Source organism: Allobosea sp. P1_A7, from assembly GCF_056406775.1.
This window is the reverse complement of the sequence record NZ_JBFTZN010000151.1, coordinates 1-13512: the sequence shown is the minus strand read 5'-3', so window position 1 is coordinate 13512 and position 13512 is coordinate 1. Positions and strand designations below refer to the sequence as shown.

Annotated in this window: 13 protein-coding genes; 7 read left to right on the top strand and 6 right to left on the bottom strand. The window is 64.9% G+C overall.

All coding sequences use genetic code 11. The features are described from left to right. Together AC1D34_RS23455 and AC1D34_RS23450 are read left to right on the top strand one after the other, a co-directional pair. A partial coding sequence (locus AC1D34_RS23455) for a TRAP transporter large permease (protein WP_476825472.1) occupies positions 1-978 on the top strand: 978 nt, incomplete at its 5' end. Positions 979-988: 10 nt separating this feature from the next. Beyond that, positions 989-2170, top strand: coding sequence for an enolase C-terminal domain-like protein (locus tag AC1D34_RS23450; protein WP_476825471.1), 1182 nt, complete (start codon positions 989-991; stop codon positions 2168-2170). A gap of 167 nt (positions 2171-2337) precedes the next feature. Here AC1D34_RS23450 and AC1D34_RS23445 read toward each other — a convergent pair whose 3' ends face one another. From AC1D34_RS23445 to AC1D34_RS23420, 6 genes are all read right to left on the bottom strand, one after another. Further along, a complete protein-coding gene (locus AC1D34_RS23445; RefSeq protein WP_043234173.1) occupies positions 2338-2547 on the bottom strand; it encodes a cold-shock protein in 210 nt (69 codons plus the stop codon). 127 nt (positions 2548-2674) lie between these two features. Continuing rightward, entirely contained in the window at positions 2675-3430 is a 756-nt protein-coding gene (locus AC1D34_RS23440) for an SDR family NAD(P)-dependent oxidoreductase (RefSeq protein ID WP_441490479.1), read from the bottom strand. Further along, entirely contained in the window at positions 3403-4446 is a 1044-nt protein-coding gene (locus AC1D34_RS23435; RefSeq protein ID WP_476767950.1) for a ketopantoate reductase family protein, read from the bottom strand. Before AC1D34_RS23435 ends, AC1D34_RS23440 begins: the two co-directional genes overlap by 28 nt. After that, on the bottom strand, positions 4443-5411 hold the full coding sequence (locus AC1D34_RS23430; protein WP_476825470.1) for an isoaspartyl peptidase/L-asparaginase family protein: 969 nt from the start codon (positions 5409-5411) through the stop codon (positions 4443-4445). The genes AC1D34_RS23435 and AC1D34_RS23430 overlap by 4 nt, the downstream gene beginning before the upstream one ends. 203 nt (positions 5412-5614) lie before the next feature. Next, positions 5615-7207 (bottom strand): ABC transporter substrate-binding protein, encoded by a 1593-nt coding sequence (locus AC1D34_RS23425; RefSeq protein ID WP_441506340.1) that lies wholly within the window; start codon positions 7205-7207, stop codon positions 5615-5617. A 222-nt stretch (positions 7208-7429) separates the two neighbouring features. After that, complete coding sequence (locus tag AC1D34_RS23420) at positions 7430-7972, bottom strand: MarR family winged helix-turn-helix transcriptional regulator (RefSeq protein ID WP_476825469.1); 543 nt, start codon at positions 7970-7972, stop codon at positions 7430-7432. A gap of 93 nt (positions 7973-8065) precedes the next feature. On the opposite strand from AC1D34_RS23420, the gene AC1D34_RS23415 reads away from it, so the two are divergent. Genes AC1D34_RS23415 through AC1D34_RS23395 form a run of 5 tightly spaced genes read left to right on the top strand, consistent with a single transcriptional unit; the run spans position 8066 to position 13278 of the window. Continuing rightward, complete coding sequence (locus tag AC1D34_RS23415) at positions 8066-8767, top strand: creatininase family protein (RefSeq protein ID WP_441490483.1); 702 nt, start codon at positions 8066-8068, stop codon at positions 8765-8767. A gap of 25 nt (positions 8768-8792) precedes the next feature. Continuing rightward, on the top strand, positions 8793-9764 hold the full coding sequence (locus tag AC1D34_RS23410; RefSeq protein ID WP_476776762.1) for an ABC transporter permease: 972 nt from the start codon (positions 8793-8795) through the stop codon (positions 9762-9764). After that, positions 9764-10642: an ABC transporter permease gene (locus AC1D34_RS23405; RefSeq protein ID WP_441490484.1), complete on the top strand. Its 879-nt coding sequence runs from the start codon at positions 9764-9766 to the stop codon at positions 10640-10642. The genes AC1D34_RS23410 and AC1D34_RS23405 overlap by 1 nt, the downstream gene beginning before the upstream one ends. Beyond that, positions 10639-12366, top strand: coding sequence for a dipeptide ABC transporter ATP-binding protein (locus AC1D34_RS23400; RefSeq protein WP_476825468.1), 1728 nt, complete (start codon positions 10639-10641; stop codon positions 12364-12366). The genes AC1D34_RS23405 and AC1D34_RS23400 overlap by 4 nt, the downstream gene beginning before the upstream one ends. Positions 12367-12378: 12 nt before the next feature. Further along, the gene (locus tag AC1D34_RS23395; protein ID WP_476825467.1) at positions 12379-13278 is read left to right on the top strand and encodes a polysaccharide deacetylase family protein; all 900 of its coding nucleotides are present in this window, start codon (positions 12379-12381) and stop codon (positions 13276-13278) included. Positions 13279-13512: the final 234 nt, after the last annotated feature.

Below are 13512 nucleotides of genomic sequence, written 5' to 3'. Positions count from 1 at the left end.
GTCTTTCTCTCCGGCATCTCCGGATCATCCGTCGCCGATACGGCCGCAGCCGCACGGGTCTTCGTGCCGCAGCTCGAACGCATGGGTTATCCACGTGCGTTTGGAGCGGCGCTGTCAGCGGTTGCCGGCACGCTTGGCCCGATCATCCCGCCGTCGATCCTGATGGTGGTCTATGCCTGGCAGGCCAATGTCTCGCTCGGCAGCCTCTTCGTCGCCGGCATCATTCCTGGCCTGGTCATGGCCGGGTGCATCATGGCGACCATCGCCATCCTGGCGCTGCGGCGCGACTTCAAGCCGGCCGGCTCCTTCTCGTTCCCGAATCTCTGGAAGGAGTTCAAATACGCTTCGCTGGCGCTGCTGATGCCGGTGCTGATCATCGTCGGCTTCCGGGCGGGGTTATTCACCGCAACMGAGATCGCCGGCGTCGCCGCCGCCTATTCCCTGGTTGTCGGCATGTTCATCTACCGTTCGATCAAGCTTGCCGACCTCCCGGCGATCCCGATCGGCACGGCGCGCGAGACGGCGGTGGTCATCGCCATCGTCGCCGCGGCCTCGCCCTTCAGCTGGATTCTGGCCATCGAGCAGGCGCCGCAGCTGGTCACCAGCTTCATGACCTCGATCTCGACGGATCCGCTGGTCGTTCTGCTGATCCTGAACATCGCCCTGCTGATTGCCGGCATGTTCATGGAGACGATCGCCATCATGATCATCCTGGTGCCGATCCTGCTGCCGCTGCTGGCCGCGTTGCAGATCGACCTCGTGCATTTCGGGATCGTGCTGCTGGTCAACCTCGTCATCGGCCAGGTGACACCGCCCGTGGGCGTGCTCTGTTTCGTCGCCATGGCGATCACGCGCGTCAAGCTCGGGGCCCTGCTGCGGGAGCTCTGGCCCTTCCTGATCGCGCTCGTCGTGGCGCTCGCCATCATCACCTATGTGCCGGCCCTGAGCCTCTGGCTCCCCCGGATCGCCGGTTTCTGAGAGGATCATCATGACCAGGATTGCAGAGGTTGAGGTCGTCGAATTCTCGTTCAAGAGCAGAAATCTCGGCCGCTCGGCCGAGAATGCCCGGGCGGTCTACAATGTCGGATACAAGCCGAATTCAGAGCTCGAGCTGACCAAGTTTGCGATCGTCATTCGCAGCGATGACGGCGCCGAGGGCGAATATGTCATGCACTGGGGCGGAACCCGGGCCACGATGGCGCAGACACTCTCGCTTGCGCMCAACCTGCTCGGCCGCAATCCGGACCACCGCGAGGAAATCTGGAACGACATGAAGCGGGAGCTCCGCCAGCATGACGGGATGGGGATCGGACCGATCGACATCGCGCTCTGGGACCTGGCGGGAAAGCGCTTCGGCGCCTCTGTGTCGCAATTGCTCGGCGGCTTCCGCACGCGGCTCAAGACCTATGCCTCGACCTATCACGGCGACCGCAATGGCGGGCTCGACAGCAAGGAGGCCTTCTCCGACTTCGCCGAGGCCTGTTACGCACTGGGCTACCGCGCCTTCAAGCTCCATGGCTGGCATGAGGGCGACGCGCGCGAGGAGGCGGCAAACGTCCTGCATGTCGCCAGGACGGTCGGTGATCGCATGACTTTGATGCTCGACCCGGCCAATGAGCTCAGAACCTTCGCCGACGCACTCTATGTCGGGCGGGCCTGCGACGAGGGGGGCTATTTCTGGTACGAGGACCCGATGCGTGACTGTGGCGTCTCCGCGTTCGCCCACAAGAAGCTGCGCGAGATGCTGAAAACGCCGATCCTGCAGACCGAGTATCTGCGCGGCTTCGAGCCCAAGGCCGATTTCCTGATCAATGGCGGCACCGACATGCTGCGCTCCGATCCGGAATACGATCTCGGCATCACCGGCGCGATGAAGATCGCCCATCTCGCCGAGGCCTTTGGCGTCGATGTCGAGATCCATGCCTGCGGGCCTGCGCATCGCCACTGCATGGCCGCGACTCGTAACACCAATTTCTATGAGCTTGCGCTGGTCGGCCCGGATTGCCCCAACGCCGTGCCACCGGTCTACACCTGCGGGTACAGCGACCAGCTCGACGGTGTCGACAAGGATGGCTGTTTTCCCGTGCCCACGGGGCCAGGCCTCGGCGTGAGCTATGACTGGGATTACATCCGTGCCCATCAGACGGGGCGGGAGCTGTTCAAGCTCTAGATGCGTATTGGGAGGGCCGGCCTTTTTCGGGCTGGCCCTGGTCCTTTCTACCGCCGCCTTGGGGCGACGGGCATGCCGGGAATCGTCTTCAGTCCGGATAGAGAGATAGAGATTCGCATTGGCTCGGGAGGTGACGCCGCCGATCGCCCTCCCGCAGAAGGCGGAGATCAAGCCGTCTTGAGGTTCACCGCCGAGGACTTGCCGGTCTTGCGATCGGCCTCGAGATCGTAGCTGATCTTCTGGCCTTCGTTCAGGCCGCGCAGGCCCGAGCGCTCGACAGCGCTGATATGGACGAAAATATCGCTTCCGCCCGCGTCAGGGGTGATGAAACCATAGCCCTTGGTCTCGTTGAACCATTTCACGGTACCCGTGCTCACGTGCTATCCCTTCAGTCACTATTCAGGTTGGCTCATGCCAGCCCGGGGACCACTGTAGGGTCGAAAATACGCATGTGGCAATGATGCCGTTAAAAACCGCGTCGGCGCCCGCAAAACGCCCCAATGCTCAGGAGCGTCCGCCGTCGACGGAAAGCACCTGGCCGCTGATCCAGCCGGCCTGTTCGCTCAAGAAAAACAGCGTGGCATTGGCGATGTCCTCGGGCGTACCGAGGCGTCGGGTGTGGATGCTCTCGACCAGTTTCTTCTGGCCGGCCTCGCCATAGCTTTGCCATTGCCGTTCCGTTGCCGGATTGGAGCGCACGAAGCCGGGCGCGACGGAGTTCACCGTAATGCCATGCGGGCCGAGCTCCCAGGCGAGCTGCTTCGTCAGCCCGACCAGCGCGTGCTTGGCACTGGCATAGGCCTGGATGCCGGTGAGGCTCGGGCGCAATCCCGCACCGGACGAGATGGTGACGATGCGTCCATAGCCGGCCTGCTTCATCACCGGTGCTGCGGCTTGCGCCAGGAAGAAGGCGGCATCGACATTGGCGGCGAAAATGCTGCGCCAGTCCGCCTCGGGAATCTCCTCGATCGGCCGCCCGACCTGGCCGCGCACCCCGCCCGCCGCATGGACGAGCAGGTCGAGCGAGTCGTTTTCGGCCGAGATCGTGCCAAGCAGATCGCGCGCTGCGTCCGGCGTCGCGAGATCGACGGCATGAAACCTGGCCCCGATCTCCGCAGCGGTCTTCGCGACCCCCTCGGCATCGATATCGGCGAGATGCACCCTAGCCCCGGACCGAGCCAGGGCGGTTGCGATGGCTCGGCCGATGCCCTGGGCAGCGCCTGTGACGAGGGCTACGCGATTGTCGAAGCGGAGTTGCATTGGTCGATCAGCACCTTCAGCGTATCGAACGAGAGTGGGCGCTCGCCGTCCTCGACCTCGTGGATCAGTCTCACCAGCGTCTCGATCGTCGGGGTCGGAATGCCGGCCTCGCGCCCGAGGCGCGCGATGATGCCGATCTGGGGATCGACCTCGGTCTTGCGCTTGCGCACGGCAAGGTCGCGCCAGATCCCGGAATGCGTCTTGGCCGTCTTCGAGGTGTAGTCGGCGAGCCAGGCGATCGCGGCGATCTGCGGATATTCCGGCCGGCCCGGCGCGAAGACCATCGGATCGAACTCGCCGAAGCCGAGCGAGGAGACGCCACGCGCCGCCGCGACCGCACCGACCTCCCGCCCGAGTTCGAGCCAGACGGCGAGCCGCTTCGGATCGGCGAAATTCGCCGACATCGAATCATCCGTCAGCGCCGTGGCAAACAGCATCGCCCCGTAGGCGAGCTTGCCCCACAGATAACCCCAGATATTGCTGGTCAAAATCGAGTCGGGCTCGAAGAGCAGCATCAGCTTGTGCATTTCGAGGGCGCGCGGCGTCATCGCGCCATCGATCTCGCCCACGACGACAGCACCGCGGTTGCCGTAGAGAATCTCGCCCGGCCCGTGCCAGTCCGCGCCGAAATTGACGAAGCAGCCCATGGTCCGGGCCTCGCCGACGTGCCTGGCAATGGCCAGTTCGTTGAGGCCGTTCTGGGCAGAGAGCACGAAACCGTCCTCGGCCAGATGCGGAGCGAGCGCGTCGAGTGCCGTTTGCGTGGCGCCCGCCTTCACCGCGAGCACGATGCGCTTGTAGGTTCCTGTCAGCTCCGCCGGCGTCACCGCGGGCACGACCTGGCGAAATTCCTCGATCGGCCCGCTGATCGCGAGGCCCGTCGTCCGGCAGGCTTCGACATGTTCGGGGACGACATCGACGAGCAGGACAGGAATGCCCGCGCGCGCCCAATAGGCTCCAAGCGTGCCGCCGATCGCGCCCGCGCCCCAGATGACGATCGGCTCAGGCGTGCTCACGCAGCCGCCTCGAGCTGACCGGCGACTTCGACATCGCCATGGGTCGCGACATGGATGAAGCCATCAGGCGTCACCCAGCCACKATACATGCCCGCGGAATTATAGGGCGCGACGATGCTGCCATCGGCACCAATCGCGACCAGGCCAGCCCCGATCCTGTGCTCGGTGAGCTCGGCTATCGCCCGGGCGGTCGCCTCCTCGAGGCTCAGGCCGGCATAGGCCATCAGCGAGGCGATCTCGTGCCCGACGCAGTAGCGGATGAAATATTCGCCCTTGCCCGTACCCGAGACCGCACAACGCCCGTCGCGCGCATAGGTACCGGCACCGATGATCGGCGAGTCGCCGACACGGCCGGCCGGCTTGTTGGTGTAGCCGCCCGTGGAGGTCGCAGCAGCGAGATGGCCCTGGGCATCCAGCGCGACCGCACCGACCGTGCCGTGCTTCTCGGCCTCGCTTGCTTCGGACATGGTGCCGACAAGCTCGCGGATCTTCATCGAGGACAGATTCTTGCGGCGCCGCTCGGTCGAGAAATACTCGTTTTCGACCATGTCGAGCCCCTCCGACTCGGCGAAGCTGTCCGCGGCCGTGCCGGCCAGGAAAAGCGGATCGCCGCGGCGCATCAGCACCTTGGCGGCGCCGATCGGGTTCCGGATGCGCTTGACGCCGCAAAGGGCGCCGGCGGCCAGCGTCTCGCCATCCATGATGGAGGCGTCGAGCTCATGCTCGCCATCCGCGTTGAACGCGGCCCCGTGGCCGGCATTGAAATGCGGCGAATTCTCCATCACCAGCACCGCGGCCTCGACCGCATCGACGGCCGAGCCGCCCTTGCTGAGAACGGCCCAGCCGGCGCGGAGCGAGGCGGCGAGATCCGCCTTGGCCTCGGTCCACTCCGTTTCGGTCATCTCGGCCTTGGGCAAGGTGCCACAACCGCCATGAATGGCCAGGGCAATAGGTGAGGTTGTCATGGGTAATCCTGGTGCGTTTCCCTCTCTCCCGCAGTGGGAGAGGTCGAACCGTGTAGTCGGGAAAGGGGAGAGCAGGCGGCGGGGCACATACCCCACCTACTGGCCTTGCGGCTAGTCTCTCCACGCATGCCCGATACTCGTTCGGCGCGTTTTTAAACCGGTTCCTGCATATTTGCAGGAACCGGGCGACCGAGGCCGAAGCCTCATTTCTTGGCGGGCTTGATGTCCATGGCGAGCGTGTCTTCATCCACGCGCGGCTTGATCACGACCTTGTCCTTCTGCATGGCCCAGGCCGAGCCGACGGCGACGATCGGCAGACGTGGCCGGTCCTGTGCGACGACGGCGTTGGCATCGGAGAGGAACTTGTTGCGCTTGGCCTCATCCATCTCGACCGCCGCATCCTCGATCAGCTTGTCGAGCGCGGCGTTCTTGTAACCCAGCACGTTGAAGGCGCCGAGCTTCTTGGCCGGATCGTTCGAGTGCACCACCGAGGAAAGCGTGTAGTTGGACTCACCGGTCAGCGTGCCCCAGCCGGACATCGACATCGAGAAATCACCGCGCAGGCGGGCCGGGAAGAAGACCGCGCCCGGCTGGGCATTGGCATTCACGTCGATGCCGATCCGCGCCAGCATCTGGGCGATGGACGTGCCGACCTGACGGTCGCCGGGAAGGCGGTCATTGGTGAACGAGAAGGCGACCTTGAAGCCGTTGGCGTAACCGGCCTCCTCCATCAGCTTCTTGGCCTTGGCGAGGTCAGGCTTCAGCGCCGGCAGCGACTTATTGTAGCCCGCGATATCCGGCGTCACGAGCTGGTTCACCGGCGAGCCGAGACCTTCCATCGCAATCTCCGCCAGGGCCGGGCGATCGATGGCGAGATCGATCGCCTCGCGCACCTTGACGTCCTGGAGCGGGTTCTTCGGCAGCGGTGAGCCATCCTTGGCGCTGACCTGCGGGGACTTGTCCCGCATGTCGAGCTCCATGTTGAAGACATAGACCGTGTCGACCGTCGTGACCGCGAGCTTGGAGTCGCGTTTCAGGGTCGGCACGTCGGATGCCGGCGCCCGCACGATGATATCGACCTGCCCGGCCTTGAGCTGGGCGACGCGGGCGGCGTCGTTCGGCAGCTCCTTGCGCAGCACGCGGGCCCAAGGCTCCTTCTCGCCCCAATAGCCGTCGAAGCGCTCCAGCACGAGCTGGTCCTTCGGCGTCCAGGACACGAACTTGTAGGGGCCGGTACCGACCGCTGCCTTACCGGTATTGAAGGCCTCGTTGGCGTTGTCCTTGGTCAGTCCGGCCGCCGCCTTGTGGGAGACGATGAAGAGGCGGATGAAGTCGTTCGGCAGGTTCGGGGCCGGCCCGTCGGTGACGATATGGACCGTCAGCGGATCGATGATCTTCACCTCCTTGACGCGGCGCACATAGATCGTGGTCGGGTTCGGCCCGGCGACCACGGGGATGCGCTCGATCGAGAATTTCACATCCTCGGCGGTGAAGTCGGAACCGTCATGGAACTTGACGCCCGGGCGCAGCTTGAACTCCCAGACCGAAGGCTCGATCGCCTTCCAGCTCGTCGCAAGCCGCGGCTCGATCTGCAGCTTGTCGCCCGACCAGGTCAGCGTGTCGAAGACATGCTTCAGCGCTTCGGCATGGGTGCCGGTCGCGGTGAAGTGCGGATCGATCGATTCCGGGCCGGCGCGAACGCCGATTGTAAGCGTCTGCGCTAGGGCGACCCCGGAGACGGAGGCGCTGAGTGCGGCCGCGAGTCCGAAGATGCGGACGGTGGTGGCAAGCTTCATGACGAATTCCCCTGTTTTGTTTCGGTAAAGGCCGACATGTCGGCCCTCCCGCTGGTTTATTATGTGGCCTCGGCGGTGGCAGTCGGCCCACGCAACGAGGCGCCCTGGTGTCACTTGATTAGGCGATCCTGACTCGACTGTTGTTCTCAATTGGCGCGGTACGGCAGTGAAGACCCACCACCATCCCGCAATTCTTTGGAAGAACGCTTCGCCCGACCCGGTCTATGACTGGGGCTCGAGATCCGACGGCCACACCGGAGAGGCAATGACGAGCTTGTCCATCAATTCGCAAAGCTGGCGCTGCTCGGCCTCGGTCAAGGCCGAGAGCATGGCGCTCTGCTGCTTCACCATCAGCGGCATGGTCTCCTCGAAAATGGCGCGTCCTGCAGGCGTCAGGCGCAGCACGAAGCTGCGCAGGTCGTCCCGGTCCGTCTCGCGCTTGAGCAGGCGCCGGGTCAGCAGCTTCTGGATGGCGCGGCTGAGCGTGTTCTTCGGCAAACCGGACGAGGCCACGATGTTCTTTGCAGCCACACCCTCCTTCAGGCCGACCGCGTAGAGGGCGACGAATTCCGGGCGGACCAGGCCGTAGCGGGTCTCTATCCAGCGATAGACCGGATCGTTGAAGCGGAAGGCGACGAAGTTCAACCGGAACGACAGCCAGCAGGGATTGTCCCAGAGCTTGGTGACGGTGAGCGGGTCGAGATCGCGCAACGCCGCTTCGCGCTCATGGTCGAGACGCGAGAGTGATGTGGGGGCGCGGCGCATGATGAGCTCCCGTTTAGTTCCAAATGGAACTTGACGACGTTCTGACTGGGAGTCAAGGATGGCGCACTGCCAGAGAAAAGCAAGGAACGGGCCGTGCGTGTCGCCGAGATGAATTGGATGCAGATCGAAGCGCAGGCCCAGCGGGATGACCGCTGTGTGCTGCCGCTCGGCTGTGTCGAGCAGCACGCCTATCTGAGCCTCGCCACCGACGCGATCCTGGCAGAGAAAGTGGCAGGCGATGCGGCCGAGCCGCTGAACGTACCCGTCTTCCCGGTGCTGGCCTATGGCATGACGCCAGGCTTCGTCGCCTTCCCCGGCACCGTCTCGCTGCGGATGAGCACCTATGTCGCGCTGATCGAGGATATGCTGGAGGCCTTCTACCGCTCCGGCTTCCGCCGCATCGTGCTGGTCAACGGCCATGGCGGCAATGCACCCGTGATGACCTTCTGCACGGAATGGATGGGCCGCCGCCCCGATGCCAGCGTCAAGCTGCATGATTGGTGGGCAGGGCCGCGCTTCCAGGCGGCGGTGAAGGCGGTCGATCCCGCTGCCTCGCATGCCTCCTGGATGGAGAACTTCCCCTGGACCCGGCTCGACGGCGTCGCCATGCCGGATGCAGTGAAGCCGCCCTTCGATCGCGCGCTCTACCAGGCCTCGAACCCGGCGAAGAAGCGCGAGATCCTGGGCGACGGAAATTTCCACGGGCGCTACCAGCGCTCCGACAACGAGATGCTCAGCCTCTGGCAGGTCGGCGTCGAGGAGACGCGGGCGGTGATCGCGGAGAACTGGCCGTGACCGCAGGCGCCAGGCGCTTCGTCAGATGCTAGGGCACATCCTCGGGCGCATCGTCCAGGCTCTGCTGGTGATGCTCGTCATGTCGGCGCTGGTTTTCGTCGGCGTCTACGCCATCGGCAACCCGATCGACGTGTTGATCGGGCCCGATGTCAGCCAGGAGATGAGACTCGAGACGATTGCCCGCTACGGGCTCGATCGACCGCTCTGGGAACAGTATTTCACCTTCCTTGGTCGTGTGCTCCACGGCGATTTCGGCCGTTCCTTCGTCTTCGGCATGCCGGTGCTGGAACTTATCCTGTCGCGCCTGCCCGCGACGCTGGAGCTGACGCTGGCTGCCGTATTCGGAGCGGCCCTGATCGGCGTGCCGGCCGGCATCTATGCCGGCTACAAGCCCGACAGCCTGCTCGCCAAGATCATCATGGCGATCTCGATCCTCGGCTTCTCCGTACCGACCTTCTGGATCGGCCTGGTTCTGATCATCACCTTCGCAGTCGAGCTGCAATGGCTGCCTGCCGGTGGCCGCGGCGAGACCGCTTCGCTTTTCGGCGTCGAGTGGAGTTTTCTGACGTTGAACGGGCTCAGCCATCTGGTGCTGCCGGCCCTTAACCTCGCCTTCTTCAAGCTCGCCCTGATGACGCGGCTGGCCCGGGCCGGGACGCGCGAGGTGATGCTGACCGATACGGTGAAATTTGCCCGAGCCGCCGGACTTTCGGAATGGACCGTCCTGCGCCGGCATGTGCTGCGCCTGATCGCGATCCCGATCGTCACCGTCTTCGGGCTCGAATTCGCCTCGACGCTGGCCTTCGCGGTCGTCACCGAGACGATCTTTTCCTGGCCCGGTATCGGCAAGCTGATCATCGACTCCATCACCTCGCTCGACCGGCCGGTCATGGTCGCCTATCTGATGCTCGTCGCCTTCGTCTTCATCACCATCAATTTCCTGGTCGATCTGACCTATGTCGCGCTCGATCCGCGCCTGAGAAAGGCGCGCGCGTAATGAAGCAGGCTTCGCCCCTCGCCCGATTCTGGAACGAGTTCCGCGAGAGCAAGGTGGCGCTCGCAGCCCTCGTCGTCGTCGTGCTGATGATCGGCGTGGCGCTCCTTGCGCCCTGGATCGCGCCGCAGGATCCCTATGATCTCGCCAATCTCACCCTGTCAGATGCGCGCCGCCCGCCGGGCTATGTCGGCTCCGGCGGCTTCACCCATCTGCTCGGCACCGATGCGCAGGGCCGCGACCTGTTCTCGGCCATCCTCTATGGCCTGCGCATCTCGCTGCAGATGGGGTTGATCGCCGGTTCGCTCGCCTTCACGGTCGGCGTCACGCTCGGCATCACCGCCGCCTATCTCGGCGGCCGCTGGGAAGCGTTCATCATGCGCATCATCGATCTCCAGCTCGCCTTCCCGGCGATCCTGCTCGCGCTGGTGATTTCGGCCGTGCTCGGCCAGGGCAAATTCCAGCTCATCGCGGCGCTGGCAGCCGCGCAATATGCCTATTTTGCCCGCACGGCCCATGGCGCAGCCGCGGCCGAGCGCGGCAAGGACTATGTCGAGGCCGCCTTCTCGACGCCGCTGCCGGCCCGCCGGGTGGTCTGGCGCCATATCCTGCCGAACTGCCTGCCGCCCCTGATCGTGGTCGCGACGGTGCAGGTGGCGAGCGCCATCGCGCTCGAAGCGACGCTTTCCTTTCTCGGTGTCGGCCTGCCGGTGACAGAGCCCTCGCTCGGCATGCTGATCTCCAACGGCTTCCAGTACATGATGTCGGGCCGCTACTGGATCTCGATCTATCCCGGCGTCGCGCTGATCATCCTGATCGTCGCAATCAACCTCGTCGGCGACCAGATCCGCGACCAGGTCAACCCGAGGCTCAGGCGATGAGTGGCTCGGCCGAGGCAGTGCCGCTGCTCGAGGTCCGTGACCTCGCGACGCATTTCCACACCCGTGCCGGCGTCGTGAAAGCCGTCGACGGCGTCTCCTTCTCACTGAAGCGCGGCGAGGTCATGGGCCTCGTCGGCGAATCCGGCTCCGGCAAGAGCATCACGGGTTTCTCGATCATCGGCCTGATCGACCCGCCAGGAAAAATCGAGAGCGGCTCGATCCGGCTCGAAGGGCGCGAATTGATCGGATTGCCGTCCCGCGACCTGCGCGCAATTCGCGGCAAGATCATCTCGATGGTCTTCCAGGACCCGCTGATGACGCTGAACCCGGTCCTGACGATCGGCGCCCAGATCCTGCTGGCGCTGGAGGCGCATGAGAAGGTTTCGGCAGAAGAAGGGCGCAGGCGCGCCATCGCGGCGCTTGCCCAGGTCCGGATTCCAGAGCCCGAGGCGAAGGTCGATTTCTACCCGCATCAGTTCTCCGGCGGCATGCGCCAGCGCGTCGCCATCGCCATCGCTCTGCTGCACCGGCCAAAGCTGATCATCTGCGACGAACCGACCACGGCGCTCGATGTCTCGATCCAGGCCGAGATCCTGGCCGAAATGAAGGAGCTGGTGGCGGAGCTCGGCACGGCACTGATCTGGATCAGCCATGATCTGGCGACGGTCGCCTCGATCGCCAGCCGCGTCTGCGTGATGCGCTACGGCAGGATCGTCGAGACCGGGCCTGTGCTCGACGTGCTGACCAGGCCGCAGCATCCCTACACCCAGTCGCTGCTCGATTCGCTGCCGTCCCGCGCCAAGCCGGGCACTTTCCTCGCCCGGGGCGGCGGTGTCCCCGATGCATCGCCGCCGGCACGCACCTCCGGTGCCTCACCGTCACGTGGATCGAAGGCGGACGCCTCCTATTTCGTCATTCAGGACGTCAGCAAGCTGTTCCAGACCCCGCCCGGCATCCTGCGCCTGCTCGGCCAGAAGCTTGGACTGTCGCAACCGGGCCGTGGGGTCCAGGCCGTCGATTCCGTCAGCCTGACCGTCCCGCGGGGGGAGGCACTCGGCCTCGTCGGCGAATCGGGCTCGGGCAAATCGACGCTCGGGCGTATGGCGGCCGGCATCTATGCGCCGAACTCCGGCACGGTGSGGCTGGAGGGCGAGCCGGTGATGGGCGGCGGCGCGCGGCCGCACAAGAACACAACCCGGATCCAAACCATCTTCCAGGACCCCTTCGCCTCGCTGAATCCGCGTATGAGCATCGGCGACAGTATTGCCGAGGGGCCGATCACGCATGGCATCGTCACCAAAGCGGGGGCGGCCGAATATGTCCGGCAATGGCTCGCCGCCGTCGGGCTAGATCCCGCCTTCGCCAGCCGCTATCCGCATCAATTCTCCGGCGGCCAGCGCCAGCGCGTCGCGATCGCGCGTGCGCTCGCCATGCAGCCTGATGTCGTGGTCTGCGACGAGCCGGTCGCCTCGCTCGACGTCTCGATCCAGGCACAGATCATCAACCTGCTGATGCGGTTGCGGACCGAGTTGAACCTGACCCTGATCTTCATCTCGCACGACCTCTCGGTGGTGCGCCATCTCTGCGACCGGGTCGCGATCATGTATCGCGGCAAGATCGTCGAGGAGGGGCCAGCGGGCCAGATCTACGACAATCCGCGCCACGACTACACACGCAGGCTCCTGGCCGCCGTGCCGGTCCTGCCGACCGCCCCGCCAGCCTGAAGGACATCCGCCATGACCGAACCTCCTCTCGAACCCTGGCAATGGCCCGAGGAGGTCTGGCGCGACAAGGTCGAGCGCGTGCGCGCAGGCCGCAACCTGAAGCCCACGAAATGGAAGAACGGCGCGCGCTGCGCCGTCGCCCTCTCCTTCGACGTCGATCATGAGACGAACGAATTGCGCGATGGCGGCAAATCGGTCGGCCGCCTCTCCTGGGGCCAGTATGGCAACCGCGTCGGCATGCCGCGCATCCTCAGCCTGATGGCGAAGGAACAGATCCAGGCGACCTTCTTCGTGCCGGCGGTAACCGCCCTGCTCTATCCCGACGAGCAACGCCGCGTCATAGCGGAAGGCCACGAGATCGGCCTGCATGGCTGGATCCATGAGGTCAACACCGCCGTGCCGCCCGCGGCCGAACGCGAACTGCATCTGCGCTCAGCCGATACGCTGGAGAAGATCACCGGCGTCAGGCCGGTCGGCATGCGCACGCCGTCCTGGGATTTTTCGGAAGTGACCCTGAGCATCGAGCGCGAACTCGGCCTGCTCTACGATTCCTCGCTCTTTGCCGATGACGACCCCTACGAGATCATCGAGAAGGGCGAGCCGACGGGCATGGTCGAGCTTCCGGTCGAATGGATCCGCGACGATGCGGTCTATTTCAACATGAACCGCTTCCAGGCGCTGCGGCCCTACACGGCGCCGGAAGCCGTATTCGACATCTTCCGCCGCGAATTCGACCGCGCCCATGAGGAAGGCGGGCTCTTCCTGCTGACCATGCATCCCCATGTCATCACCTACCGCTCGCGCATCTGGATCCTCGAGGAGCTGATCCGGCATGCCAAGGCGAAGGGCGATTGCTGGTTTGCCAGCCACGCCGAGATCGCGCGCTATGTAAAGGCCGAGGCCGGGCTTTAGCCCGCACAGCTCGGGTCGGGCGGGGAGGAACCCTGCCCGATTTCGGCCGTTTTCGGTTCATGGCGGGTTCAGTGCGCACGCGCGCTGATAGCCCGAGCCACTGAAACGGAAACGGAACTCATGACGCGCACGAAAAACTGGCTTCTGATCGGTACTGTCCTTCCCGGCCTGACCCTGTCGCATGGCGGCTTCGCGGTCGAACCGGCGCAGGCACCGATGAGATTAGCGCAGGCT

Bases quoted from the DNA above. Each gene is read 5' to 3' on its own strand.
- AC1D34_RS23405 (WP_441490484.1), top strand. From the start codon at position 9,764: ATGAAGCAGGCTTCGCCCCTCGCCCGATTCTGGAACGAGTTCCGCGAG.
- AC1D34_RS23425 (WP_441506340.1), bottom strand. From the start codon at position 7,207: ATGAAGCTTGCCACCACCGTCCGCATCTTCGGACTCGCGGCCGCACTC.
- AC1D34_RS23440 (WP_441490479.1), bottom strand. From the start codon at position 3,430: ATGCAACTCCGCTTCGACAATCGCGTAGCCCTCGTCACAGGCGCTGCC.
- AC1D34_RS23395 (WP_476825467.1), top strand. From the start codon at position 12,379: ATGACCGAACCTCCTCTCGAACCCTGGCAATGGCCCGAGGAGGTCTGG.
- AC1D34_RS23410 (WP_476776762.1), top strand. From the start codon at position 8,793: ATGCTAGGGCACATCCTCGGGCGCATCGTCCAGGCTCTGCTGGTGATG.
- AC1D34_RS23420 (WP_476825469.1), bottom strand. From the start codon at position 7,972: ATGCGCCGCGCCCCCACATCACTCTCGCGTCTCGACCATGAGCGCGAA.